23 protein-coding genes and 2 tRNA genes are annotated in these 26,192 nt (G+C 65.1%); 2 read left to right on the forward strand and 23 right to left on the reverse strand.

The genetic code is table 11. The features are described 5' to 3' along the window. Positions 1 to 600 precede the first annotated feature (600 nt). The 7 genes from pnp to rimP form a co-directional block, all read right to left on the reverse strand. On the reverse strand, positions 601 to 2,709 hold the full coding sequence (gene pnp / locus AC3A3Q_RS01385) for a polyribonucleotide nucleotidyltransferase (RefSeq protein WP_200604922.1): 2,109 nt from the start codon (positions 2,707 to 2,709) through the stop codon (positions 601 to 603). Between the two features lie 121 nt (positions 2,710 to 2,830). Next, positions 2,831 to 3,091 (reverse strand): 30S ribosomal protein S15, encoded by a 261-nt coding sequence (rpsO, locus tag AC3A3Q_RS01390; RefSeq protein WP_115858221.1) that lies wholly within the window; start codon positions 3,089 to 3,091, stop codon positions 2,831 to 2,833. Positions 3,092 to 3,288: 197 nt separating this feature from the next. Then, positions 3,289 to 4,260 (reverse strand): tRNA pseudouridine(55) synthase TruB, encoded by a 972-nt coding sequence (truB, locus tag AC3A3Q_RS01395; protein ID WP_487584554.1) that lies wholly within the window; start codon positions 4,258 to 4,260, stop codon positions 3,289 to 3,291. A 99-nt stretch (positions 4,261 to 4,359) separates the two neighbouring features. Continuing rightward, complete coding sequence (gene rbfA, locus AC3A3Q_RS01400) at positions 4,360 to 4,767, reverse strand: 30S ribosome-binding factor RbfA (protein WP_487584555.1); 408 nt, start codon at positions 4,765 to 4,767, stop codon at positions 4,360 to 4,362. A gap of 17 nt (positions 4,768 to 4,784) precedes the next feature. Further along, positions 4,785 to 7,388: a translation initiation factor IF-2 gene (infB, locus tag AC3A3Q_RS01405; protein ID WP_487584556.1), complete on the reverse strand. Its 2,604-nt coding sequence runs from the start codon at positions 7,386 to 7,388 to the stop codon at positions 4,785 to 4,787. A 94-nt stretch (positions 7,389 to 7,482) separates the two neighbouring features. Continuing rightward, positions 7,483 to 8,970: a transcription termination factor NusA gene (nusA, locus tag AC3A3Q_RS01410; protein ID WP_200604918.1), complete on the reverse strand. Its 1,488-nt coding sequence runs from the start codon at positions 8,968 to 8,970 to the stop codon at positions 7,483 to 7,485. 62 nt (positions 8,971 to 9,032) lie between these two features. After that, positions 9,033 to 9,623, reverse strand: coding sequence for a ribosome maturation factor RimP (rimP, locus tag AC3A3Q_RS01415; protein ID WP_487584557.1), 591 nt, complete (start codon positions 9,621 to 9,623; stop codon positions 9,033 to 9,035). Between the two features lie 475 nt (positions 9,624 to 10,098). On the opposite strand from rimP, the gene AC3A3Q_RS01420 reads away from it, so the two are divergent. Both AC3A3Q_RS01420 and AC3A3Q_RS01425 read left to right on the forward strand, forming a co-directional pair. Next, positions 10,099 to 10,422 carry a type II toxin-antitoxin system RelE/ParE family toxin gene (locus tag AC3A3Q_RS01420; protein ID WP_487584906.1) on the forward strand — a complete coding sequence of 108 codons (324 nt, stop codon included), beginning with the start codon at positions 10,099 to 10,101 and terminating at the stop codon, positions 10,420 to 10,422. Then, positions 10,419 to 10,739, forward strand: a complete 321-nt coding sequence (locus AC3A3Q_RS01425; protein WP_487584558.1) for a helix-turn-helix domain-containing protein — start codon at positions 10,419 to 10,421, stop codon at positions 10,737 to 10,739. The genes AC3A3Q_RS01420 and AC3A3Q_RS01425 overlap by 4 nt, the downstream gene beginning before the upstream one ends. A 107-nt stretch (positions 10,740 to 10,846) precedes the next feature. On the opposite strand, the gene AC3A3Q_RS01430 is transcribed toward AC3A3Q_RS01425, so the two are convergent. The 16 genes from AC3A3Q_RS01430 to AC3A3Q_RS01505 form a co-directional block, all read right to left on the reverse strand. Beyond that, positions 10,847 to 10,923, reverse strand: a tRNA-Met gene (locus AC3A3Q_RS01430). An 87-nt stretch (positions 10,924 to 11,010) separates the two neighbouring features. Next, a complete protein-coding gene (nuoN, locus tag AC3A3Q_RS01435) occupies positions 11,011 to 12,465 on the reverse strand; it encodes an NADH-quinone oxidoreductase subunit NuoN (RefSeq protein ID WP_487584559.1) in 1,455 nt (484 codons plus the stop codon). 11 nt (positions 12,466 to 12,476) lie between these two features. After that, positions 12,477 to 13,973, reverse strand: a complete 1,497-nt coding sequence (locus tag AC3A3Q_RS01440; protein WP_487584907.1) for an NADH-quinone oxidoreductase subunit M — start codon at positions 13,971 to 13,973, stop codon at positions 12,477 to 12,479. Between the two features lie 50 nt (positions 13,974 to 14,023). Further along, positions 14,024 to 16,216 carry an NADH-quinone oxidoreductase subunit L gene (gene nuoL, locus AC3A3Q_RS01445; RefSeq protein WP_487584560.1) on the reverse strand — a complete coding sequence of 731 codons (2,193 nt, stop codon included), beginning with the start codon at positions 16,214 to 16,216 and terminating at the stop codon, positions 14,024 to 14,026. Positions 16,217 to 16,235: 19 nt separating this feature from the next. Next, a complete protein-coding gene (gene nuoK, locus AC3A3Q_RS01450; protein ID WP_200604915.1) occupies positions 16,236 to 16,562 on the reverse strand; it encodes an NADH-quinone oxidoreductase subunit NuoK in 327 nt (108 codons plus the stop codon). Continuing rightward, positions 16,559 to 17,194 (reverse strand): NADH-quinone oxidoreductase subunit J, encoded by a 636-nt coding sequence (locus AC3A3Q_RS01455; protein WP_487584561.1) that lies wholly within the window; start codon positions 17,192 to 17,194, stop codon positions 16,559 to 16,561. The genes nuoK and AC3A3Q_RS01455 overlap by 4 nt, the downstream gene beginning before the upstream one ends. 10 nt (positions 17,195 to 17,204) lie before the next feature. After that, positions 17,205 to 17,693, reverse strand: a complete 489-nt coding sequence (gene nuoI, locus AC3A3Q_RS01460) for an NADH-quinone oxidoreductase subunit NuoI (protein WP_200604913.1) — start codon at positions 17,691 to 17,693, stop codon at positions 17,205 to 17,207. Between the two features lie 9 nt (positions 17,694 to 17,702). Then, a complete protein-coding gene (gene nuoH, locus AC3A3Q_RS01465) occupies positions 17,703 to 18,773 on the reverse strand; it encodes an NADH-quinone oxidoreductase subunit NuoH (RefSeq protein WP_487584908.1) in 1,071 nt (356 codons plus the stop codon). Continuing rightward, positions 18,770 to 20,998, reverse strand: coding sequence for an NADH-quinone oxidoreductase subunit NuoG (gene nuoG, locus AC3A3Q_RS01470; RefSeq protein WP_487584562.1), 2,229 nt, complete (start codon positions 20,996 to 20,998; stop codon positions 18,770 to 18,772). Before nuoG ends, nuoH begins: the two co-directional genes overlap by 4 nt. Next, a complete protein-coding gene (gene nuoF / locus AC3A3Q_RS01475; protein ID WP_487584563.1) occupies positions 20,995 to 22,362 on the reverse strand; it encodes an NADH-quinone oxidoreductase subunit NuoF in 1,368 nt (455 codons plus the stop codon). The genes nuoG and nuoF overlap by 4 nt, the downstream gene beginning before the upstream one ends. Before the next feature lie 15 nt (positions 22,363 to 22,377). Beyond that, positions 22,378 to 22,905, reverse strand: coding sequence for an NADH-quinone oxidoreductase subunit NuoE (gene nuoE / locus AC3A3Q_RS01480; protein ID WP_487584564.1), 528 nt, complete (start codon positions 22,903 to 22,905; stop codon positions 22,378 to 22,380). Positions 22,906 to 22,933: 28 nt separating this feature from the next. Then, complete coding sequence (locus AC3A3Q_RS01485) at positions 22,934 to 24,229, reverse strand: NADH-quinone oxidoreductase subunit D (protein ID WP_487584565.1); 1,296 nt, start codon at positions 24,227 to 24,229, stop codon at positions 22,934 to 22,936. Next, entirely contained in the window at positions 24,226 to 24,954 is a 729-nt protein-coding gene (locus tag AC3A3Q_RS01490; RefSeq protein WP_386703445.1) for an NADH-quinone oxidoreductase subunit C, read from the reverse strand. Before AC3A3Q_RS01490 ends, AC3A3Q_RS01485 begins: the two co-directional genes overlap by 4 nt. A 1-nt stretch (position 24,955) precedes the next feature. Continuing rightward, the gene (locus AC3A3Q_RS01495; RefSeq protein ID WP_200604907.1) at positions 24,956 to 25,528 is read right to left on the reverse strand and encodes a NuoB/complex I 20 kDa subunit family protein; all 573 of its coding nucleotides are present in this window, start codon (positions 25,526 to 25,528) and stop codon (positions 24,956 to 24,958) included. Further along, entirely contained in the window at positions 25,519 to 25,875 is a 357-nt protein-coding gene (locus tag AC3A3Q_RS01500) for an NADH-quinone oxidoreductase subunit A (RefSeq protein ID WP_200606334.1), read from the reverse strand. Before AC3A3Q_RS01500 ends, AC3A3Q_RS01495 begins: the two co-directional genes overlap by 10 nt. Positions 25,876 to 26,038: 163 nt before the next feature. Next, positions 26,039 to 26,123: transfer RNA gene (locus AC3A3Q_RS01505), tRNA-Leu, on the reverse strand. Positions 26,124 to 26,192: the final 69 nt, after the last annotated feature.

Here is a 26,192-nt window from a genome sequence, read left to right on the forward strand (position 1 = left end):
CTCCGCTTCGCTCCGTTTATTGTTCGCGAAATGCACCCCACCCCCTCCTTCCGGAAGCCGTCACTGTTTTATTGACTTGGGCTGTTAGCGAGAGCGCAGTGCGCGCGTGATGCAGCTGCTCCGGTCGGACTCGCGCTGTGCCGGCCCTAGGCGGTGTCCGTGCCCTCGCTCATTCGCACGTCTGCTCGGTGAGCTAGGCCCCGGACGCCCGCGAGAGGATGAGGTGGTTTCAAAGGCGGAGAGCAACGTCCTTGGTTTCCCGCCTTCGCGGGAAAGACGGGCCAAGGGCAACGTCGCTGGGTCCCCGCCTTCGCGGGGATGACGGGTTGAAGGGCGTTATCGAAGACCTGGCAATGAAGTGCCGAGCGTCGTTCGACGGGCCGGGGATTGATCCGCAGCGGGACATGGATGTCCCGCGCCTCGCATCAGACAGGATGTCTGACTAAGGGGCGGAGCAATCCCCGGCCCGGCGGACGACGCACTCCGCAGACGCAGACCCAAAGCGCCCCGACTCCGTTCGGCACGACAAGTCACAAGTTGCCCCAAAGAAAAAGCGGGCCGAAGCCCGCTTTTCCAGATTCCAGCGATTACGGCAGCGGCTTACTCAGCCGGCACGCCCTCGCCTTCCTCGACGGCCTTGATCGACAGGCGGATACGGCCCTGCTTGTCGACTTCCAGCACCTTGACCTTCACGACATCGCCTTCCTTGAGCTTGTCGGAGACCTTCTCGACGCGCTCGCTGGAGATCTGCGAGACGTGGACCAGACCGTCCTTGCCCGGCAGGATCGTGACGAATGCACCGAAGTCCATGATCTTGGCGACCTTGCCCTCGTAGATGCGGCCCGGCTCGACGTCGGAGGTGATCTGCTCGATGCGTGCCTTCGCAGCCTGGGCGGCGGCGGCATTGACCGAAGCGATGACGATGGTGCCGTCGTCCTGGATGTCGATCTGCGTACCGGTTTCCTTGGTGATGGCCTGGATGGTCGAACCACCCTTGCCGATCACTTCGCGGATCTTGTCCGGGTGGATCTTCATCGTCAGCAGGCGCGGCGCGAACTCGCTCAGCTCACCGCGCGGCGTGGTGATGGCGTTGGCCATCTCGCCGAGGATGTGCAGGCGACCGGCCTTGGCCTGGGCCAGGGCGGCCTTCATGATCTCTTCGGTGATGCCCTGGATCTTGATGTCCATCTGCAGCGCCGAGATACCTTCCGAGGTACCGGCCACCTTGAAGTCCATGTCGCCCAGGTGATCTTCGTCACCCAGGATGTCGCTCAGGACGACGAAGTTGTCGCCTTCCTTCACCAGGCCCATCGCGATGCCGGCGACCGGTGCCTTGATCGGCACGCCCGCGTCCATCAGCGCCAGCGACGAACCGCAGACCGATGCCATCGACGAGGAACCGTTCGACTCGGTGATTTCCGAGACGACGCGGATCGTGTACGGGAACTCTTCCATCGTCGGCATGACAGCGAGCACGCCGCGCTTGGCGAGGCGGCCGTGGCCGATTTCGCGACGCTTCGGGCCCATCATGCGGCCGGCTTCACCCACCGAGAACGGGGGGAAGTTGTAATGGAACAGGAAGTGTTCCTTGTACTCGCCCGAGACGGCGTCGATGATCTGGCCATCGCGCGCGGTGCCCAGCGTGGCAACCACGATCGCCTGGGTCTCGCCGCGGGTGAACAGCGAGGAGCCGTGGGTACGCGGCAGCACGCTCACCTTCGAGGCGATCGGACGGACGGTGTCGAGGGCGCGACCGTCGATGCGGACCTTGGTGCTGAGCACCGAGTTGCGCATGGTCTGGTACTCCAGCTCGCCGAATTCCTTCGACAGCTCACCGGTGCTCCAGCCATCGGCTTCGGCGCGGCCGGCCAGCGACTGCAGCACGTCCTTCTTGATCGCGCTGATGGCGTCGCGGCGCTGCAGCTTGTCGCGGACCTGGAAGGCCTGCTCGAGCTGGCTGCCAACGGCTTCCTTGAGCGCGCCGATCAGGGCGTCGTTCTTGGCCGGAGCCTTCCAGTCCCACGACTTGGTGCCGGCTTCGACGACCAGTTCGTTGATGATGTTGATGACCTTCTGCATCTCGCGATGACCGAACATCACCGCGCCCAGCATCACGTCTTCCGACAGCACCTTGGCTTCGGACTCGACCATCAGCACCGCGTTCGAGGTACCGGCGACGACGAGCTCCAGCTCGGAGTCGGCCAGCTCGGACACGGTCGGGTTCAGCAGGTACTGGCCGTTCTTGTAGCCGACCTTGGCAGCGCCGATCGGGCCGTCGAACGGCGCACCGGTCAGGGCCATGGCAGCCGAAGCGCCGATCAGTGCCGGGATGTCACCGTCGATTTCCGGGTTCATCGACATCACGGTGGCGATGATCTGGACTTCGTTGCGGAAGTCTTCCGGGAACAGCGGACGGATCGGGCGGTCGATGAGGCGGGAGATCAGCGTCTCCTTCTCGGTCGCACGGCCCTCACGCTTGAAGAAGCCACCCGGGATGCGGCCACCAGCGTAGAACTTCTCCTGGTAGTCCACGGTCAGCGGGAAGAAGTCCTGGCCTTCGCGCGCGCTCTTGGCAGCCACGGCGGTGACCAGCAGTACGGTGTCGTCCATCTTGACGAGGACGGCGCCGCCAGCCTGGCGGGCGATCTCGCCGGTTTCCAGCGTTACCTGATGGTTGCCGTACTGAAAGGTCTTGGTGATTTTTGCCACGTTGGGTTCCTATCGTTTCGATGCGGTCCGGTCGGGGCCCCTGCCCCGCTCCGGTCGGCCGACATTTGCGGCCTTTAAAAACAAACCGCGGCGCATCGCTGCGCCGCGGTGGGTAGTGCGTTTAGCGACGCAGGCCGAGTTTCTCGATCAGTGCCTTGTAGCGCTCGTTGTCCTTGCGCTTGAGGTAGTCGAGCAGGCTGCGGCGGCGGTTGACCATCTGGAGCAGACCGCGGCGGCTGTGGTGGTCCTGCTTGTGGACCTTGAAGTGGCCGGTGAGCTGCTCGATGCGTGCGGTCAGCAGGGCGACCTGGACTTCCGGCGAACCGGTGTCGTTGGCGCCGCGCTTGTTGTCTTCAATAACCTTGCTGGTGTCGATGGACATCTTTGAATTGCCTCGTAGATGCGTGGCCTGCAGAAGCGAATCGGTCGCGGGGAATCCGCGCCAAAGCACCGCTTGGCCCGCCGTTTTCTGGAATGGTGCTGAAGGGAATGCTGAAGTGCTTGAAAAGCGGCGAAATTGTATCAGCCCGCCCCGGCGATTGCGACCTGAATTGTGACAACCGACAAGCGTTTGGCCGTTCAGGCCGACGGCGCCACCGGCTGTTCAGGCTCGCGGGTAGCCGCGGCCGCCCAGCGGAACAGGCGCTGCGGTGAAAGCTTGCCGCCTTCGCGCTGGGCCAGGCCCAGACAGCGACCGGTGAGCGAGTAGACCGCGACCAGCCCGTCCTCGCCCGCCTCGCAGTCGATGGTCTGGCCGTGGCCGAAACGCAGCTCGGCCTCGGGGTCGATCGCTACGTGCGGGAAGGCGCTCAGGCCGGCCTCGATCGGCAGCAGGCAGCCGTCGAGCACGGCCTCGCCCTGGACGGCGATCTCGCGCAAGGCATCCAGCGTGACCATGCGCGGCTGGCTGAACGGATCGACCCAGAGCCGGCGCAGGCTGGCGACGTGTGCACCGCAGCCCAGCGCCTCGCCGAGGTCGCGGACCAGGCTGCGGACATACGTGCCGGAGCCGCATTCGACATGTAGGCGCAGGCGCACGCCATCGGGTCCCTGCTCGCGCCCCAGGAGGTCGAAGCGGTGCACGACGACATCGCGCTCGGGGGCCTCGATGACTTCGCCGCGGCGTGCCTTGGCATACAACGGCTCACCGCCCTGCTTCAGCGCCGAGTAAATCGGTGCGCGCTGGCGGATGGCACCGCGCAGCGGGGCCAGTGCCGCTTCGATGTTGGCATCGTCGAGTTCGGGGACGGGGCGCTGCAGCAACGGCGCGCCATCCGCGTCGTCGCTGTCGGTGGTCAGGCCGAGCACGGCGGTGGTCTCGTAAGCCTTGCTCGACCCCAACAACAGGCCGGCGATCTTGGTCGCCTCGCCGAAACAGATCGGCAGCAGGCCGGTGGCCAGAGGATCGAGGCTGCCGGTGTGGCCGCCTTTCTCGGCGCGGAACAGGTGTCGCACCTGTTGCAGGGCCTGGTTCGAGCTGAGGCCCTGCGGCTTGTCCAGCAGGACGATGCCGTCGAGTGCACGAAACACGGTACGGGGCTTCTTTCTCATCAGGTCCGGGAATCGTGCGGCTGCGCCGCTGGGATGCGCATACGTTCCCGCGGATGCGGGACGGCTGCAACTGGGGGGCCATCGGCCCCCTCAACCCTCTCAGCTTTCGCTGTCGTCGTCTGTGCTGTCGACATCCGCGCCGTCATGAGCTGCCGGCGTCGGGCCGGCCTCGTCGCGCAGCAGGTTGTCGATGCGCTCACCACGATCGACCGAGTCGTCGTAGTGGAAATGCAGCTCGGGCACGTGCCGCATCTTCACCGCGCGGCCCAGCTGGAATCGCAACTGCGGGGCGAGCTCCTTGAGCGCCTTGACGGCCTCGCGCGAACGCTCCTGCTGCAACGCGGTGACGAAGACCTTGGCGTGGGCCAGGTCGCGGGTGATTTCGACATCGGACACGCTGACCGACGGCAGGCCGTGCTCGCGCACGGCCTGGTGCACGATCGTACCCAGCTCCCTGCGGAGCTGGGCGGAAACGCGATCGGTGCGGTGGAACGACTTGGTCGGCATGGTCTTCTACTTTCGGATCAGAGCGTGCGCTGGACTTCGATGCGCTCGAAGCACTCGATCTGGTCGCCCGGCTTGACGTCGTTGTACGCCTTCACGCCGATGCCGCACTCGGTGCCGTTGCGCACCTCGTCGACGTTCTCCTTGAAGCGGCGCAGCGATTCCAGCTCGCCCTCGAAGACCACGGCGTTGTCGCGCAGCACGCGGATCGGCTTGTGGCGCTTGACCACGCCCTCGACCACCATGCAGCCGGCAACCGCGCCGAACTTCGAGCTGCGGAACACGTCGCGGACTTCGGCGGTGCCGATGATCTCTTCGCGGATCTCGACACCGAGGATGCCCGAGGCCACCTGCTTCACCTGGTCGATCACGTCATAGATGATCGAGAAGTAACGCAGGTCGACGCCGTAGGAGTCGATCACCTTGCGTGCCGACGCATCGGCGCGCACGTTGAAGCCGATCACGGTGGCCTTGGCGGTGGCGGCGGCGTTGGCGTCGGACTCGGTGATGCCGCCCACGCCGGAACTGATCACGTTGATGCGGATCTGGTCGTTGGACAGCGCCGTCAGCGACTGGCGCAGTGCTTCGACCGAGCCCTGCACGTCGGCCTTGATGACCAGGTTGAGGCTCAGCTGGCCCTCGCCCTTGCCCATCTGCGCCATGATGTCTTCCATGCGATTGCCCGCGGCGGCGACCAGGCGCGACTCGCGACGCTTGGCATCACGCTGCTGGGCGACGTCCTTGGCCAGGCGCTCGTCCTCGACCACGACGAAGTCGTCGCCGGCATCGGGCACGCCCGACAGACCGAGCACCTGCACCGGGATCGACGGACCGGCCGACGGAACCTGCGAACCGGTTTCGTCGAACAGCGCACGCACGCGGCCGTACTGCACGCCGCAGACGAGGTAGTCGCCTTTCTTCAGTTCGCCCTGCTGGACCAGCACGGTCGCAACCGGGCCGCGGCCCTTGTCGAGCGACGATTCGATCACCACGCCGGTCGCGCGACCGGTGGCGACCGCACGCAGTTCGAGCACTTCGGCCTGGATCGAAATGGCATCGAGCAGGTTGTCGACGCCCAAGCCGGTCTTCGCGGACAGCTCGACCATCTGGGTCTCGCCACCGAAGTCTTCGGCGACGACGTCTTCGCTGAGCAGTTCGTTCTTGACGCGCAGCGGATCGGCGTCGGACTTGTCGATCTTGTTGATCGCCACGATCAGCGGCACGCCGGCAGCCTTGGCGTGCTGCACCGCTTCCTTGGTCTGCGGCATGACGCCGTCGTCGGCGGCAACCACCAGCACGACGATGTCGGTCAGCTTGGCGCCGCGTGCGCGCATCGAGGTGAACGCTGCGTGGCCCGGGGTGTCGAGGAAGCTGATGACGCCCTTGTCGGTTTCGACGTGGTAGGCACCGATGTGCTGGGTGATGCCACCGGCTTCGCCGGAGGCGACCTTGGTGCGGCGGATGTAATCCAGCAGCGAGGTCTTGCCGTGGTCGACGTGGCCCATGATGGTGACCACCGGCGGACGCGCGATCTTGTCGCCCTGCGTCTCTTCGACGTGGGCCAGCAGTGCGTCCTCGGCGGAACCGGCATCGGCCTTGACCACGTTGTGGCCGAGTTCCTCGGTCACCAGCGCGGCGGTGTCATGGTCGATCGACATGTTGATCGTCGCCATCACGCCCATCTTGAACAGCGCCTTGACCACGTCGCCGCCCTTGAGCGCCATCTTCTGCGCGAGGTCGGCAACGGTGATCGTCTCGCCGATGGCGACGTCGCGCACGATCGGGGCCGTCGGGCGGGTGAAACCGCTGCCGGACCGGCTCTGCTCGTTCTGGCGACGCTGCGGCTTGGACTTGCCGCGCACGTTGGTGGTGCGGCGCGCGCGGTCGGATGCACTCAGGTGCATCTGGCCGGCGAAGCGGTTGGTGCGGTCGTCGTCCTCGACGCCTGCGACCATCGCGTGCGAACCGCGGGTCTTGTGCGCCGGAGCGCCACGGGCCGGTTCGGCGGCGCGCGGTGCGGCCGGCTTGGCCGGCGGATGGCCGTGACCGTGCGTGCTCGGCGGCTTGCGCACGACCGGCGCATCCTCGTCGGCAACGAGGACGCTGGCGTCGGCGAGCTTCGCCTTTTCCTCTTCCTCGGCCTTCAGGCGCGCGATTTCCTCCGCCTCGCGACGGGTCGCGGCGATGGCGTCGGCACGACGCTTGTCGTCGGCAGCCAGCTTTTCCTGCTCGGCAAGGTTGCGCTGCTTGGATTCCTCCAGCTTGCGCAGGATCTCGGCGCGCTCGTCGCCTGGCGACTGGCCTTCGCTGGGCTTGACCAGCGTGACCTTCTTTCGCACGACGACGTCGACCGTGGTCTTGTTCTTGCCGCCGCCGACAGTGATTTCCTGCTTGCGGCTGCGATTGAGAGTGATCTTCTTCGCAGCGTCGTCGCTGGCTTCGACCTTTTCAGTCTTGCCATGGGCGCGCTTGAGGAAGCCGAGCAGCTTGACTTTTTCGATACTGGTCACGACCTGGTCGGGGCCGCTGAAAGTCATGCCGGCCTCGGCCAGCTGCTCCAGCAACTTCTCGACCGGCGTGTTCACCAGTTCGGCCAGCTTGCGGATGGTGGTTTGCTGCGACATTCGGATTCCGTGTCCTCGTTGCGCGGGACGAGTCCCGCGCGTGTGGGCGTCATTCTAGACCTGCGGCCATTGGCCGGTCAGAACTCGGCGGTATTCATTCAAACCAGTGCTTGCGCGCTTCCATGATCAGGGCGGCAGCACGGGCTTCGTCGATACCTTCGATATCGGTCAGCTCGTCCGTCGCCATATCGGCCAGATCGTCACGGGTCACCACGCCACGCGCGGCAAGCGCGTAGGCGGTGGCTTCGTCCATTCCTTCCAGCTCGAGCAGGTCGGCCGCCGGCTGGTGCTCGTCGAGCTCCTCTTCCGCGGCCAGGGCCTCGTTGAGCAGCGCGTCGCGGGCACGCGAACGCAGCTCCTCGACGATGTCCTCGTCGAAGCCCTCGACGGCGAGCAGCTCGCCGACCGGGACGTAAGCAATTTCCTCGACCGTGCTGAAGCCTTCCGAGACCAGGATGCCGGCGATTTCCTCGTCGACTTCGAGCTTTTCCTGGAACAGCGACTTGGCGGCGGTCTGCTCGGCCTCGGACTTGGCGGTGACCTGGTCCTGGGTCATCACGTTGAGCTGCCAGCCCGACAGGCGGCTGGCCAGGCGCACGTTCTGGCCGCCCTTGCCGATCGCCTGGGCCAGACGATCCTCGGCCACGGCCAGGTCCATCGAATGCTTTTCTTCATCGACGATGATCGACTGCACTTCGGCCGGCGCCATCGCGTTGATGACGAACTGGGCCGGGTTGTCCGACCACAGCACGATGTCGACGCGCTCGCCGTTGAGCTCGTTGCTCACGGCCTGCACGCGCGAACCGCGCATGCCGATGCAGGCGCCGATCGGATCGGTGCGGTTGTCGTGGGCAAGCACGGCGATCTTGGCGCGGTCGCCCGGATCGCGTGCGCAGGCCTTGATCGACACCAGGCCCTGACCGACTTCCGGCACTTCGAGCTTGAACAGTTCAATCATGAATTCCGGGGCGGCGCGGCTGATGAACAGCTGCGGGCCGCGCGGCTCGCTGCGCACGTCGAACAGGTAACCGCGGACGCGGTCGCCGGTACGCAGGACGTCGCGCGGGATGCCCTTGTCCTTGGGGATGATCGCTTCGGCGTTGCCGCCGAGGTCGACGTAGATGTTGCCGCGCTCGACGCGCTTGACCACGCCGGTGACCAGCTCGCCAACGCGATCCTTCCAGCCGTCGACGACCTGCTGGCGCTCGGCCTCGCGCACGCGCTGGACGATGACCTGCTTGGCGGCCTGGGCGGCGATGCGGCCGAACTCCGGGTTCTCGATCTGCTCTTCGATGTAGTCGCCGACTTCGACGCCTTCGACTTCGTCGATCGCGTCCATCATGCGGATCTGGCGGTCCGGCGACTCCATGACGACGTCGTCGGCAACGACTTCCATGCGGCGGAAGGTTTCGTAGCTGCCGTCCTTCTGGTCGATCGCGACGCGCACGAGCACGTCTTCGTCGTGATAGCGCTTCTTCGCGGCCGAAGCCAACGCGGCCTCGATGGCCTCGAAGATGACTTCACGCGGTACGCCCTTCTCGTTGGCGACTGCATCCACGACCAGCAACAGTTCCTTGCTCATCTCGTTACTCCGCACGTTGGCGCTGGTGCGCCGCCGGCAATTGGGTGGTTACCAAGGTTGATTTACTTCTTGCCTTTCGCAGGACGGCGCTTCTTTTCAGGCGCGCCCTGTGCAGGCTTGTCTTTTCCGGGCTTGACCGGAGCGAATCCCAGCGCGGCCCAATCCGGGACCAGGCGCGCCTTGTCGATGTTGCCGACGGCGACGGCGAACTCGTTCGCCTCGACGCCATCAATGTGGAACACGACCGTCTCGCCATCGACGCGGGCGATCTTCCCGGTCAGGCGACGACGCCCGTCCTGCGGCAACTTCAGGCCGACCTTCGCGGTCTCGCCGAGGAAGCGCTGGTAATGCTCGAGCGTGAACAGCGGCCGATCGATACCCGGCGACGACACTTCCAGCGTGTACATACCGCTGATCGGATCCTCGACGTCGAGCTGCGCGGACACCTCGCGGCTGACTGCCTCGCAATCCTCGATCGTGACCGAGCGCGGCTGCCCGTCGGCGTCCGTCTCCTGACCCGCGGGCACGTCGATGTACAGACGCAGCACCGCGCTGCCGGGAGCCGGCAGGTATTCGGCGCCAAGCAGCTCGACCCCCAGCGACTGGACGGTCGGGGTGAGCAGCCTGGCAATTTCGACAGCTTTATCAGACACGCCTACGACTCCCGCGATAAATGCTCCAGGGACCGGCCAAAACGACTGCCAGCCGATCCAGGGACTGAATTACATGCAACCTTTGACCCGGTCTTGCGACAAGCACGTGCGACCACGAACCAAGCCACGAACAACGAAAAAGGGCCCTTGCGGGCCCCTTGTCCGTACAGCTGGATGTCGGCGTGGTCGCGCTGGGCGCGGCCACAAAGCCCGGCCTTTGGCCTTGGGACCGCCCGGATTCCGGGTGATCCGAGGGCACGGGGCCCTGGCCGAAGCTGGTAGCGGGGTTGGGCCAGCGTCCCGAAGGACCGGTCACCAAACCGCTAGGCCGCACATGATACCGGGTTGCCCCGGGATGGTGCAAACCCTATGCGCACTGGCGGCAACTTCCGGGCGGCCTCCAGCCGTAAGCCGTGGCGGCTTTCTCTGGACGCCGGCATTATCCAGTTACTTGTATAGGCATCCAACTACTTATATCGTTCCCGTGAAGACCCTCTATTGGCTTGGAAGCTCACTGGATGACCTGAAGGAATTCCCGGAAGACGCCCGCCGCGAAGCGGGCTATGACCTTCGCCGCATCCAGGCCGGGCTCGATCCCCGCGACTGGAGGCCAATGAAAACGATTGGTACCGGTGTCAGGGAAATTCGCCTCGCTGAACCTGCGGGAGCCTTTCGGGTCTTCTACGTGATCGTTCAGGTCGACGCCGTCTACGTTCTTCACGCCTTCCAGAAGAAGTCGCAGAAGACCGAAAAGAAGGATATCGACAAGGGCAAAGCCCGATACCAACTTATCTGTTGAGCAAGACAGCCATGGCAACCAGGACACCAAAACGCAGCCCGGCAATCGTCGCTTCCAGCGGCAACGTCTTCGCTGATCTCGGATTCGGCAGTGCCGAAGCACAGGTACTGGCGATGCGTGCCGATCTGATGATCGAGCTGGAAAAGCAGCTGAAGGCCCAAGGACTCACCCAGACCGCCGCCGCGAAGATACTCGGCGTCAGTCAGTCGCGCGTTTCCGACCTGGTCAACGGGAAGGCCGAGAATTTCAGCCTGGACATGCTCGTCCTGTTCGCAGCACGCATGGGAAAGCCTGCGCGCATAGTGCTTTCGCCGTAACGACCACGTTCACCGAAACCGGAAAACAAAAAAGCCGATGGCTCATCGCTGAGGCATCGGCTTGATCGTTGTTCCCGGGATTGCTCGTCAATCTTCCCGGAAGAATGTGGTAGCGGGGGCAGGATTTGAACCTGCGACCTTCGGGTTATGAGCCCGACGAGCTGCCAGACTGCTCCACCCCGCACCAGAACGACAATGTTAACGTGTGACGCGAATCTTCGCAAGCCCGATTCAGAGTTTTCTGTTCAGGGCCTGCGAAATCATCTTTCGATCAACCTGCGAATGCGCGCTGGCACCACGCCATGATCGGGCTCCACGCCAGGCCCAGCGCGAGCAGCGCCAGTGCATTCACGCCGAACACGATGCGCAGCGGACGATCGCTGCTGGGTTCCATCGGCGGGCCTTCCGGCTCGTCGAAGTACATCACCTTGATCACGCGCAGGTAGTAGAACGCGCCGACGACCGCGAACACCACGCCGACCAGGGTCAGCCACAGCATGTCGCCCTGCAGCGCTGCGCGCAGCACGGCCAGCTTCGACCAGAAGCCCAGAAACGGCGGCACGCCGGCCAGCGAGGCCATCACGCACAGCACCAGGCCGGCCATCCACGGGCTGCGGGCGTTGAGGCCCTTGTAGTCGTCGATGCGATCGGCTTCGAAGCCGCGACGCGACAGCACCACGATCGCGCCGAAGGCTGCCGCCGACATGATCGCGTAGCTGATCGCGTAGAACAGCGCCGCGGCAAATCCTTCGCGACCGCCACCGGCCAGGCCGACAAACAGGAAGCCAACGTGCGACACGGTCGAATACGCCAGCAGTCGCTTGAGGTTGCTCTGCACCATCGCGCTGAGGTTGCCGATCGCCAGCGAAAGCACCGCGATGCCAGCCAGCAGCAGGCGCCACTGGTCCTCGAACGGGGCCGCGCCCACTTCGAGCAGGCGGTAGGTCATGCCGAACGCAGCCAGCTTGGGGGCCGAACCGATGAACAGCGTGATCGGCGTCGGCGCGCCGTGGTAGACGTCCGGCAGCCACATGTGGAACGGCGCCGCGCCGAACTTGAAGGCGATGCCGGCGACGACGAACACCACGCCGGTGATCAGCATCAGCGACGAACCGTCGGCGATCTTCGCCTGTGCCGCGATGGCGATCTGGTCGAGCTGCAGCGAACCGGTGGCGCCGTAGATCAACGACAGGCCGTACAGCAGCAGGCCCGAAGCCAGCGCACCGAGGACGAAGTACTTGATCGCCGCTTCCGACGCCAGCGGGCTGTCGCGATCGATCGCGACCAGTGCGTAGGAGCACAGCGCCAGCATTTCCAGGCCGAGGTAGACCATCACCAGGCTGCCCGACGACACAAGGAACATCATGCCGGCGGTGGCGAACAGCATCAGCACCGAGACCTCGCCCTTGTACAGCTCGCGGGCGCGCAGGTACGGCCAGGTGTAGATCATCGCCAGGATCGAGACGACGCCTATGGTGATCTTCATCACGTCGGCCGCCGTGTCGCGCACGAACATGCCGCCGAGGAAGGTGCCGTGCTCGCCGACACCACAGGCGATCAGCGTCGTCGCAACCGCCAGCACGGCGATGGCGAAGACGTGGCTGATGACGCGGCGGCGCTCGTCGATGAACAGGTCGAGCATCAGCAGCGCGAACGCGCCCAGGATCACCACCAGCTCCGGGAGCAGCGGCATCAGGTCGGCGGCGGTGCGTACAGGCATGATCATGCGCTACAACCTCAAAGCTTCGACGAGGCGATCTGCGTCGCCAGATTCGCAATCGCGGGTTCCATCAGGTCCGTCAGCGGCTTCGGCCACAGGCCCAGGATCAGCACGCCGGCAGCGAACACCCCCAGCACGAAGGCTTCGCGTGCATTGATGTCTTCGAGTTCTGCGACGTGGGCATTGCCGACCTCGCCCCAGATGGTGCGCTTGACCAGCCACAGCGTGTAAGCCGCACCAATGATGAGCGTGGTCGCCGCGACGAAACCAATCAGCGGGTGCTGCTGGAACGACGCCAGGATGACCATGAATTCACCGACGAAACCCGACGTGCCCGGCAGGCCCGAGTTGGCCATGGCGAACAGCACGATGAAAGCGGCGAACCACGGCATCACGTTGGCGACGCCGCCGTAGTCCTTGATCATTCGGGTGTGCATGCGGTCGTAAAGCACGCCGACGCAGCTGAACATCGCGCCAGAGACGAAGCCGTGGCTGATCATCTGCACCATGGCGCCCTGCAGGCCCAGGCGTGCGCCTTCGGTGTTGCCCGCTTCGCGGACCAGGGCGAAGGCGATGAAGATGCCCAGGGTGACGAAGCCCATGTGCGAGACCGACGAATAGGCGATCAGCTTCTTCATGTCGTCCTGCGCCAGCGCGACCAGGCCGACGTAGACCACCGCGATCAGGCTCAGTGCGATCACCAGCCAGGCCCACTCGGCACCGGCGTCCGGAACGATCGGCAGGACGAAACGGATGAAACCGTAGCCACCGATCTTCAGCATGATCGCCGCCAGGATCACCGAACCAGCGGTCGGCGCCTCGACGTGCGCATCCGGCAACCACGTGTGGACCGGGAACATCGGCACCTTGACCGCGAAGGCGATCAGGAAACCGAAGAACAGCCACATCTGCTCCGTCGCCGTCAGCGACAGCGAGTACATGTCCGACAGCTGCCAGCTACCGCCCTTGAGGTACAGGTAGATCAGGCCCAGCAGCATGAACAGCGAGCCGAGGAACGTGTACAGGAAGAACTTGATCGAGGCGTAGACGCGACGCGGGCCGCCCCAGACACCGATGATGATGAACATCGGGATCAGCATGCCTTCGAAGAAGACATAGAACAGCATCGAGTCCAGCGCCGAGAACACGCCGATCATCAGGCCTTCCAGGATGAGGAAGGCGGCGTAGTACTGGCTGACGCGCTTGTCGATCGAAGTCCAGGCACCGACCATCGCCAGCAGCGTGGTCAGCGTGGTCAGGCCGATCAGCGCGGCCGAGATGCCGTCCACGCCGAGGTGGTAGCGGATGTCGTAGGCCGGGATCCAGGCCTTGTTCTCGACGAACTGCATGGCCGCAGTGGTCATGTCGAACGCGGTGAACATGGGGATGTTCACGGCCATCGTCACCAGCGCCACGGCGGTGGCGAACCAGCGTGCGGCACTGGCGCGCTCGTTGCCGAACGCGAGGGTGGCGAAGCCGCCAAGGATCGGCAGCCAGATCAGAAGGCTGAGCAGGAAAGAGGTGCTCTGCAAGGGCTCGGAGCTCACGTCGGGTCCTTGTCGGGTTAGCGCCAGTAACGGATGAGGATGGCCAGGAGTGCAATCAGGCCGATGATCATCGCGAAGGCGTAGTGGTAGAGGTAACCGGACTGCATCCGGCGTGTCAGGCGTGCAACCAGGTCGACGACGCGGGCGCTGCCGTTCACGGCGGCACCGTCAATGACGTAGGTGTCGACCGCGCGCGAAGCCTTGCCCAGGCCGAGGCCGCCACCGGCGAAGCCGTCGATCCACAGGTTGTCCATGCCGTACTTGTTCTCGAGCACGCGCACCGGCCATGCAAACAGCTTGCGCGCCTTGGCCGGCAGTTCCGGCTTCCACCAGTACATCACCGTGGCCAGGGCGAAGCCTGCGAAGGCAAGCCAGAACGCCGGGGCGGTGAAGCCGTGCAGCGCGAACTTGACCGGACCGTGGAACTCTTCGGCCAGCTTGCCGATGACGTCGTGCGCTTCGGGCACGTCGATGGCGCCGAGGAAGAACGGCAACTGCTTGGCGTGGCCCATCACGTCGGTGCCGAACAGCATCGGGCCGACGCTGAAGAAACCGATCAGGATCGACGGGATCGCCAGCAGGATCAGCGGCACCGTCACCACCCACGGCGACTCGTGCGGGGTGTGGGCGTGGTCGTCGTGACCGTGGCCGTCATCATCGTGGGCGTCGTGCTTTGCGTGGCCGCCGTGACCATGCTCTTCGGCCAGCGCGGTCTCATGCTCGCTCGAGTCCGCTTCCGGGGCCACGTAATGGTCGGGAATCGGATCGTGGAAGCGTTCCTTGCCGTGGAAGGTCAGGTACAGCAGGCGGAAGCTGTAGAACGCGGTCACGAACGCACCCAGCAGCACCGCCCAGTAGGCGTAGGTGGCGATCCAGTTGTGCGCTTCGTGGGCGTTGTGCGCGGCGGCCTCGATGATGGTGTCCTTCGAGTAGAAGCCGCTGAAGAACGGCGTGCCGACCAGGGCCAGCGTGCCGATCAGCATCGTCCAGTAGGTGATCGGCATGTACTTCTTCAGGCCACCCATGCGACGCATGTCCTGCTCGTGGTGCATGCCGATGATCACCGAACCGGCACCGAGGAACAGCAGCGCCTTGAAGAAGGCGTGCGTCATCAGGTGGTAGACGCCGGCGCTGTAGGCAGACACGCCCAGGGCGACCGTCATGTAGCCCAGCTGCGACAGCGTCGAGTACGCGACCACGCGCTTGATGTCGTTCTGGACGATGCCGATCAGGCCGGTCCAGAAGGCGGTCGTGGCGCCGATGAACAGCACGAAGTTCAGTGCCGTCTGCGAATGCTCGAACAGCGGTGACATGCGCGCGACCATGAAGATGCCGGCGGTGACCATCGTCGCGGCATGGATCAGCGCGGAGATCGGGGTCGGGCCTTCCATCGAGTCCGGCAGCCACACGTGCAGCGGCACCTGTGCCGACTTGCCCATGGCACCGATGAACAGGCACACGCAGATCAGCGTGAACATCGACCAGCCGGCCATGCCGGCGGTCCAGCCGCTCTCGGTCAGCGCCGGCCAGAAGTGCTGCATCTGCGCGCCGACGAAGCGCGGCGCGTTGGCGAACACTTCCGAGTAGTCGAGCGTGCCGAACATCACCAGCACGCCGGCGATGCCGAGCAGGAAGCCGAAGTCGCCGACGCGGTTGACCAGGAACGCCTTGAGGTTGGCGAACACCGCGGTCGGGCGCTTGAACCAGAAGCCGATCAGCAGGTACGAGACCAGGCCCACCGCTTCCCAGCCGAAGAACAGCTGCAGGAAGTTGTTGCTCATTACGAGCATCAACATCGAGAAGGTGAACAGCGAGATGTAGCTGAAGAAGCGCTGATAGCCATCATCTTCGGCCATGTAGCCGATGGTGTAGATGTGCACCAGCAGCGAGACGAAGGTGACCACCACCATCATCATCGCGGTCAGCTTGTCGACCATGAAGCCGACGTGCGCCTCGAAGCCGCCGACCTGGAACCAGGTGTAGACGTTCTCGTTGAACGGAGCGGCGCCCTGCCCGACCAGCTGCCACAGCACCTGGATCGACAGCAGGCAGCTCACGGCCACGCCGATGATCGTCACCCAGTGGGCGCCGGCTCGGCCGACCTGGCGGCGGAACAGACCGGCGATGATCGCGCCGAGCAGCGGCGCGAGGACGATCGCCAGCAGGACCGTCCTGGAGAGTGCGTGCTGCTCTGCGAGTGCGTGACCCACGATTGCGTTGTCCACCGCGTCAGCCCTTCATCGAATCGATTTCGGCGACGTTGATCGTGCGCCGGTTGCGGAACAGCGTGACCAGGATGGCCAGGCCGATGGCGGCCTCGGCCGCGGCCACGGTCAGGATGAAGAACACGAACACCTGGCCGGCCGGATCGGAAAGCTCGCGCGAGAAGGCGACGAAGTTGATGTTCACCGCGAGCAGCAGCAGCTCCAGCGACATCAGCAACATGATCACGTTCTTGCGGTTGAGGAAGATGCCGGCGACGCTGATGCAGAACAGCACCGCGCCGAGGGCGAGATAGTGGCCGAGCGCAAGGCCGGCGCCGAAGAATTCGCTCACGGCTTGCTCTCCTCTGCGGATGCTTCGATCGAGGCTGGCGCCGGCCGAGTTGCATCCATCTTGACCATGCGCAGGCGGTCGCTGGCGCGGACGCGGGCCTGGGCCGACGGGCTCTGGTGCTTGGCACCCGGGCGGCGACGAAGGGTCAGCGTGACCGCCGCGATCACCGCCACGGTCAGGATCACCGCGGCCAGCTCGAACGGCAGCAGGAACTGGGTGAACAGTGCGCGCGCCAGCCAGGCGGTGTTGCCACCGGTCGCGGCGTCGGCGGTGAATGCCGTGGCGACCTTGGCCTTGACCCCGATCAGGGTCAGCATCTCGACCAGCATCACCACCGCGACCACCAGGCCGACGGGCAGATAGCGCACGTAGCCCTCGCGCAGCGGGGCGACGTCGATGTCGAGCATCATCACCACGAACAGCAGCAGCACCATCACCGCGCCGACGTAGACCAGGATCAGGGCCACGCCGAGGAACTCGGCGCCGGCGATGATCCAGGTGCAGGCGACCGAGAAGAAGGTCAGTACCAGCAGCAGCACCGCGTGCACGGGGTTGCGCACGCTGATGACTCCGACCGCGGCAGCGGTGGCTACGGCGGCGAATACGAAGAAGGAGAACTGGGCGAGATCCATGCTTCAGGCCTCAGCGGAAAGGTGCGTCGGCAGCGCGGCGCTCGGCGATCTCGGCTTCGAGACGGTCGCCAATGGCCAACAGCTGCGGCTTGGTGACGATGTTCTGTCCGCGCTTGTCGAAGTGGTATTCGTGGATGTGCGTCTCCACGATCGAGTCGACCGGACAGGACTCTTCGCAGAACCCGCAGAAGATGCACTTGAACAGGTCGATGTCGTAGCGCGTGGTGCGGCGGGTGCCGTCCTCGCGCTTCTCCGAGTCGATGGTGATCGCCAGCGCCGGGCACACCGCCTCGCACAGCTTGCAGGCGATGCAGCGCTCTTCGCCGTTGGGGTAACGACGCAGCGCGTGCACGCCGCGGAAGCGCGGCGACTGCGGCGTCTTTTCCATCGGGTACATCAGCGTGTACTTCGGCTTGAACAGGTACTTGCCGGTGAGGGCAAGTCCCTGCGCAAGCTCGATCAGCAGCAGGCTCTTGAAATAGGAAACGATGCGATTCATGCCTTTCCCTTACACGCCCGGCTCGAAGATTTTGAAGTACGCCATCAACGCGACCACGCAGATCCAGGCGATCGTGAGCGGGATGAAGACCTTCCAGCCCAGGCGCATGATCTGGTCGTAGCGGTAGCGCGGGAACGACGCACGGAACCAGATGAAGCAGCTGGCGAAGAAGAACACCTTGGCCAGCAACCACCACCAGCCGTTGACCGACAGGAACGGGATACCCAGGCCCTGCAGCGGGCTCAGCCAGCCGCCGACGAAGAAGATCGAGACCAGGAAGCTGATCAGGATCATGTTCGCGTACTCGGCCAGGAAGAACAGCGCGAACGCCGAGCCCGAGTATTCGACCATGTGGCCAGCCACGATCTCCGACTCGCCTTCCACCACGTCGAACGGCGCGCGGTTGGTTTCAGCAACGCCCGAGATGAAGTAGATGACGAACAGCGGCAGCATCGGCAGCCAGAACCATTCCAGCGCGCCGGCGTTGCCGGCCTGCGCCATCACGATGTCGGTGAGGTTGAGGCTGCCGGCGCCGACCATCACGCCGACCATGGCGAAGCCCATGGCGATTTCGTACGAGACCACCTGCGCCGCGGCGCGCATGGCACCAAGGAAGGCGTACTTCGAGTTCGACGCCCAGCCGGCGAGGATGATGCCGTACACGCCCAGCGAGGTCATCGCCAGCAGGTACAGCAGGCCGGCGTTGGCGTTCGACAGCACCACCTGGTAGTCGAACGGCACCACCGCCCACGCCGCGAAGGCCGGGGCCAGCGCGATCAGCGGTGCGAACTTGAACAGGAAGGGCTCGGCCTTGGTCGGCTGGATGACTTCCTTGAACAGCAGCTTGAAGACGTCGGCGAAGGCCTGGAGGATGCCGCGGCCGACGTACATCGGTCCGTGGCGGACGTGCATCCAGCCGATGAGCTTGCGCTCCCAGACCACGTAGAACGCGACCGTGATGATCACCGGCATGGCGATCAGCAGGATCTTCAGCACGATCCACAGCAGCGCGCCGATGTTGCCGAATGACAGCATCCAGTCGCGGAACGGATCGATCACATGAGTCGAAAGCATGCTTATGCCCTCCCCGCCTGCACGCGACCGGACATCGGCGCGGTCGCGCCGTGCCCGCTCTCGACCCACACGGTGCCGCGCGCGACCTTGTCGCTGACGGCGACCGGCAGCGTGGCCGTACCTGCGGCAGTGTTGAACTTCGCGACCACGCCGTCAGCCAGGCCGAGGGCGGACGCGTCATGCGGATTGAGCACGGCCTTGGGCTCGACGTTGAGCGGATGCGACTGCAGCGCCGGGGCGCGACGCACCACCGCATCGCTGCGGTAGATGCCGATGCTGGCGGCGACTTCGAGGCCTTCGCCCGCAGTGGACGGCGCCTTGCCGGCGACGACCTGGGTGTCGCGCATCTTCATGCTCGCGCGCAGGCCGACCAGATCGGTGAAGCCAAAGCCCTTGGCCTCGAGCTCGCCGCCGAGTGCGCGCAGCACGCGCCAGCCCGGACGGGCCTGGCCGGGCAGCTTGCCACCGGCAACGGCCACCTGCTGGCGACCGTCGAGGTTGGTCAGCGTGGCGTCGATTTCCGGCAGCAGACCGATCGGCAGGATCACGTCGGCGACGGCACGGGTCGAGCGGCACGCAAAGGTGCTGAACGCCACGACCTGAGCCGGGTTGAGTGCCTTCAGCGCGGTCGCGGTGTCGGCGAAATCCAGGCCCGGCTCGATGCCGTACAGGATGTAGGCGGTACGCGCGTCGGCCAGCATCGCCTGCGCATCGTGGGCGATCGGCAGCACGCCGTAGTCGGACAGGCCGACGGCATTGGCGCCCTGCGGGATGCGGTTGAGCGCGGCACCGGTGCTGGCGGCGAAGGCGACGGCGGCCTTGCGGATGGCGGCAGCGTGGGCACCGTTCTCTGCCAGCGCGCCGACGATCACCACGGCGCGAGTGGCGCTCTTGGCAACGTCGTTGAGCGCGGTGTCGGACAGTGCCGCGGCGATCTGCGACGGAGCCACGATCTGCTTGCCGGCGATGTCGAAGGTGAAGTCGAAATCGACCGGGTTGACCACGTGCACCTTGGCGCCGCGGTTCCAGGCTTTGCGCACGCGCTGGTGCACCAGCGGCAACTCGTGGCGCAGGTTGGAACCGACGATGACGATCAGGTCGGCATGGTCGAAGTCGTTGACCGGCGTGGCGAACGGCGTGGCGATGGCGGCATCGCTCAGGTCGTGCTGGCCGATGCGGTGGTCGATGTTGCCGGTGCCCAGCGCTTCGGCCAGGCGGGCCAGCAAAACGCCCTCTTCGTTCGAGGTCGACGGATGGGCCAGGATGCCGAGGTTGTCGGCACCGTTGTCACGCAGGATCTTCGCGGCCTTGGCCAGCGCTTCTTCCCAGGAAGCGTCGCGCCACTCGCCGTTCTCTTTCACCATCGGCGAGGTCGCGCGGTCCTGCGCGTACAGGCCCTGGTGCGAATAACGGTCGCGGTCCGACAGCCAGCACTCGTTGACCGCTTCGTTGTCGCGCGGCACGGTGCGCAGCACTTCGCCGCGGCGCACGTGCAGGAACAGGTTGCTGCCCAGCGCGTCGTGGTAGCCCAGCGACTCGCGCGCGGTCAGTTCCCACGGGCGTGCCTTGAACTGGAACACCTTGTTGGTCAGCGCGCCGACCGGGCAGACGTCGATGACGTTGCCCGACAGCTCGGTGGTCAGCGGCTTGCCGTCGTAGGTGCCGATCTGCAGGTTTTCGCCGCGGTACATGCCACCCAGCTCGTAGGTGCCGGCGATTTCCGCGGTGAAGCGCACGCAGCGCGTGCACTGGATGCAGCGCGTCATCTCGGTGGCGACCAGCGGACCGATGTCTTCGTCGGGCACCACGCGCTTGCGCTCGGAGAAGCGGCTGACCGAACGGCCGTAGCCCAGAGAGAGGTCCTGCAGCTCGCACTCGCCGCCCTGATCGCAGATCGGGCAGTCGAGCGGATGGTTGATCAGCAGGAACTCCATCACGTTGCGCTGCGACTTGAGTGCCTTCTCGCTGCGCGTGACGACCTTCATGCCTTCCATCACCGGCGTGGCGCAGGCCGGCGCCGGCTTGGGCATCTTCTCGACCTCGACCAGGCACATGCGGCAGTTTGCCGCGACGGCCAGCTTGTCGTGGTAGCAGAAGCGCGGGATCGGAATGCCGGCCTTGTCGGCGGCATGGATGATCATCGAGCCCTTGGGCGCGACCATCGCGATGCCGTCGATCTCGATCGAGACATGGTCCGGCGGTACGTTCGGATTCACGGGCTGCGCGCTCATGCGGCCACCTTCTCGACCACGGTGCCTGCGAGCTGGTCATCGACCAGGAAACGCTTGTTCACGATCGCGTACTCGAACTCGTTCCAGTAGTGGCGCAGGAAGCCCTGCACCGGCCACGCCGCGGCTTCGCCGAAGGCGCAGATGGTGTGGCCCTCGATCTGGCCGGCAGCGGCGCGCAGCATCTGCAGGTCTTCCAGCGTGGCCTGCTTCTCGACGATGCGGGTCAGCATGCGGTACATCCAGCCGGTGCCTTCGCGGCACGGCGTGCACTGGCCGCAACTTTCCTTGAAGTAGAAACGGGCGATGCGCTGGCAGGCGCGGACCATGCAGGCGGTCTCGTCCATCACGATCACCGCGCCCGAACCCAGGCCGGAACCGGCCTTCTGGATCGAGTCGTAGTCCATCGTCAGGCCCATCATGGTCTCGCCCGGCAGCACCGGCATCGAGGAACCACCCGGGATCACGGCCTTCAGCCGGCGGCCGGCACGCATGCCACCGGCCATCTGCAGCAGGTCGGCGAACGACGTGCCCAGGCGGATTTCATAGTTGCCCGGGCGGGCAACATGGCCCGACACCGAGAACACCTTCGGCCCGCCGTTGTTCGGCTTGCCCAGGTTGAGGAACCACTCGGCGCCGTTGCGGATGATCGCCGGCACCGAGGCGTAGGTCTCGGTGTTGTTGATCGTCGTCGGCTTGCCGAACAGACCGAAGTTGGCCGGGAACGGCGGCTTGTAGCGCGGCTGGCCCTTCTTGCCTTCCAGCGATTCCATCAGCGCGGTTTCTTCGCCGCAGATGTACGCACCGGCGCCGAGCGCGCCGTAGATGTCGATGTCGACGCCACTGCCGAGCACGTTCTTGCCCAGCCAGCCGTTCTCGTAGGCTTCCTTCAGTGCCTGCTCGAAATGCTCGAACGGCTCGTGATGGAACTCGCCACGCAGGTAGTTGTAGGCCACCGTCGAGCCGGTCGCGTAGCAGGCGATCGCCATGCCCTCGACCACCGAATGCGGGTTGTAGCGCAGGATGTCGCGATCCTTCGCCGTGCCTGGCTCGGACTCGTCCGAGTTGCACAGGATGTACTTCTGGGTGCCACTGCCCTTGGGCATGAAGCTCCACTTCAGGCCGGTCGGGAAGCCGGCGCCGCCACGGCCACGAAGGCCCGAGGCCTTGACCATGTCGATCACCGCGGCCGGATCCATCTTCTCGGTCAGGATCTTGCGCAGCGCGGCGTAGCCGCCGGTCTTGAGGTAGTTCTCATACGACCACGGGGTGTCGTAGTGCAGCGTCGTGTAAACGACGTTGTGCTCCTGCGGAACCGGGCCGACCGGACCGTAGCCCTGCGAGTAGTCGTGGTGCGAGTGCGCCATGGGTCGTCCTAAGCCTCACTTCAGACCGTCGAGCAGCTCGTCCACCTGAGCGGTGTCCAGCTTCTCGTGGTAATGCCCGTTGATGACCACCACCGGCGCGCCGCAGCACGCGGCCAGGCACTCTTCCTCGCGCTTGAGGAAGATGCGGCCGTCGGCGGTCGACTCGCCCAGCTTGCAGCCCAGCTTCTTCTCGGCGTGGCGCACGAGATCCTCGGCGCCGTTGAGCCAGCAGCTGATGTTGGTGCAGAAAGCGACGTTGTTGTGGCCGACCTTCTCGGTCTCGAACATCGAATAGAAGCTGGCGACCTCGTAAGCCCACACCGGCGGCAGGCCGAGGTACTTGGCCACGGCGGCAATGAGTTCATCGCTGAGCCAGCCGTTGTTCTGTTCCTGTGCCGCGTGCAGGCCCTGCAGCACCGCCGAACGCTTGCGGTCCGGCGGGAACTTGGTCAGCCAGTGGTCGATATGGGCGCGGGTCTTGTCCGACAACGCGACCATCGGGTCGACGTGCTGGGTGGCCTCGAAGTTTCCGGTTGCCTTCATCTGTTCAGATCCTCAACGGCCGCCGCGATCAGCGGTCGACCTCGCCGAACACGAGATCGTAGGTACCGATCATCGCCACGACGTCGGCCAGCATGTGGCCCTTCACGATTTCGTCCATCGAAGACAGGTGCGCGAAACCCGGCGCACGCAGCTTCACTCGGAACGGCTTGTTGGCACCGTCCGACACCAGGTAGCAGCCGAACTCGCCCTTGGGCGCTTCGACCGCGCAGTAGGTCTCGCCGGCCGGCACGCAATAGCCTTCGGAGAACAGCTTGAAGTGGTGGATCAGCGCTTCCATGTCGTCCTTCATCTCCTCGCGGGAGGGAGGCGCGACCTTGAAGTTGTCGACGATGACCGGGCCGGGGTTGGCCTTGAGCCACTTCACGCACTGCTGGATGATGCGGTTGGACTGGCGCATCTCGGCCACGCGCACCAGGTAGCGGTCGTAGCAGTCGCCGTTGGTGCCGACCGGGATGTCGAAATCCACCGCGTCGTACTTGGCGTACGGCTGCTTCTTGCGCAGGTCCCAGGCGACGCCCGAGCCGCGGATCATCGCGCCGGTCATGCCCCAGGCCAGGGCCTGCTCGGGCGAAACCACGCCGATGCCGACGGTGCGCTGCTTCCAGATGCGGTTCTCGGTCAGCAGCGTCTCGTACTCGTCGACGCGCGCCGGGAAATCCTTGGTGAACGCTTCCAGGTAATCCAGGAGCGAGCCTTCACGCCATTCGTTGAAACGCTTGAGCTTGCCGCCCTTGCGCCACGGCGATTCCTTGTACTTGGGCATGCGGTCCGGCAGGTCGCGGTAGACGCCGCCCGGACGGTAGTAGGTCGCATGCATGCGCGCGCCGGAGACCGCTTCGTAGCAGTCCATCAGCTCTTCGCGCTCGCGGAATGCGTACAGGAACACCGCCATCGCGCCCAGGTCGAGCGCGTTGGATCCGATCCACATCAGGTGGTTCAGGATGCGGGTGATCTCGTCGAACATCGTGCGGATGTACTGCGCACGCTCGGGCGCCTCGATCCCCATCAGGGTCTCGATCGCGCGCACGTAGGCGTGCTCGTTGCACATCATCGACACGTAGTCGAGGCGATCCATGTAGCCGATCGACTGGTTGAACGGCTTGGACTCGGCCAGCTTCTCGGTGCCGCGATGGAGCAGGCCGACGTGCGGGTCGGCGCGCTGGATCACTTCGCCGTCCATTTCCAGGATCAGGCGAAGCACGCCGTGCGCGGCCGGGTGCTGCGGGCCGAAGTTCAGCGTGTAGTTGCGGATCTCGGCGTTGTTGAGGCCGGAGGTATTCGTGCTGGACACAATGGCGCTCACTTCTTCACCTCCGCGCCCTGCGCGGCTTCGCCGGCAGCGGTCTGGTAGCGCGCGTCATCGCGGATCACGCGCGGCACGCCGACACGCGGCTCGATCGACACGGGCTCGTAGACCACGCGCTTCTTGTCGGCGTCGTAGCGCACTTCGACGTTGCCGATCAGCGGGAAGTCCTTGCGGAACGGATGACCGACGAAACCGTAGTCGGTGAGGATCCGGCGCAGGTCCGGATGGCCTTCGAAGATGATGCCGAACAGGTCGAACGCCTCGCGCTCGAACCAGTTGCTGCCCGGCCACACCGAGGTCAGCGAGTCAACGACCGGCAGGTCGTCGTTCTCGGCGAAGGTGCGCAGGCGCACGCGACGGTTGTGCTGGTACGACAGCAGGTGCGCGACCGCGGCGAAGCGGCGCTCCGGCGAAGCCGCGGCACCGTTGACCTGCTCGCCCCAGGCGAAGCGGCCGGCGCTCTTGCCTTCCACGCCACGCGAGAAACCCTCGGAGGACACGTCGGTGTCCCACTCGTCGCTGCCGTAGCTGAGGTAATCGACGCCACTGACGTCGACGAGCTGCTCGAAGCCGAACTCGTCGCGCAGCGCGAGCGCGGTGGACAGCCATTGCGCGGCGGCGACGTCGATGGTGACTTCGCCACGCGGTTCCGCAACGACCACCAGCGCACCGTCAAAACGGGCAGCCAGGCGATCTACAAACGCTTGCACGGTCTCGACCATCTCAGCGCACGCCCTGGATGTTTTCGCCGAAGTTGGTGCCACGGCGGATCTTCTTCTGCAGCTGCAGGATGCCGTAGATCAGCGCTTCGGCCGTCGGCGGGCAGCCCGGCACGTAGACGTCGACCGGCACGATGCGGTCACAGCCGCGCACGACCGAGTACGAGTAATGGTAGTAACCACCGCCGTTGGCGCAGCTGCCCATCGAGATCACCCACTTCGGGCCGGGCATCTGGTCGTAGACCTTGCGCAGCGCGGGAGCCATCTTGTTGACCAGGGTGCCGGCGACGATCATCACGTCGGACTGGCGCGGCGACGGGCGGAACACCACGCCGTAACGGTCCAGGTCCAGGCGCGCGGCGCCCGCGTGCATCATCTCGACGGCGCAGCAGGCCAGGCCGAACGTCATCGGCCACATCGAGCCGGTGCGTGCCCAGTTCCACAACGCATCGAACGAGGTGAGGGCGAAGCCCTGCTGCAGCAGCGGGTTGTCACCTTCCGGGCGCAGGATGTCGTCCAGCCGCCCTTCGGGCAGCGGGTTGTGCATCAGCTCGGAAACATTCTGGATCACTCCCATTCGAGTGCTCCCTTCTTCCAGACGTAGACGAAGCCGAGCAAGAGCATGCCGGCGAAGATGCCCATCTCGATCAGGCCGATCACACCGAGTTCGCGGAACACGGTGGCCCAGGGCACGATGAAGATGATTTCCAGGTCAAAGATGATGAACTGGATCGCGATCAGGTAGTAGCGCACGTCGAACTGCATGCGCGCACTTTCGAACGCCTCGAATCCGCACTCGTACGGCGAGAGTTTTTCAAGGGTCGGGCGCTGGGGGCCGAGCAGTTGGCCCACCACCAGCAGGGCGACGCCGATACCTCCGGCGACGATCAGGAACAGCAGGGTCGGCAGGTATTCGGCCAGCACTAGTTGTTCTCTCGCTTCGTTTAGCTCGGCCGCCATTGCGACCTTGGCTCGGCGTGTTGCCGCCTGGTCATCCCCGCGCGAGTTTCCGGCACGCCGTGCGCGCCGCACCCGCGTCGGTGGTGCTGTTTGCTGCAGTACGTTTTTGCGTGTTTGTTATTAGGTGTGGTGCCCAAGGGGGGACTCGAACCCCCACGACTTACGTCGCTACCACCTCAAGGTAGTGCGTCTACCAATTCCGCCACCTGGGCAATCAAACCTTGTGTCGTCCTGACGCGACCGGACCGATGCAGGCCTGGTCGTTGCCGGTCATCGCTGAC

The sequence above is a fragment of the Lysobacter sp. Soil_C_59 genome (genome assembly GCF_057656415.1).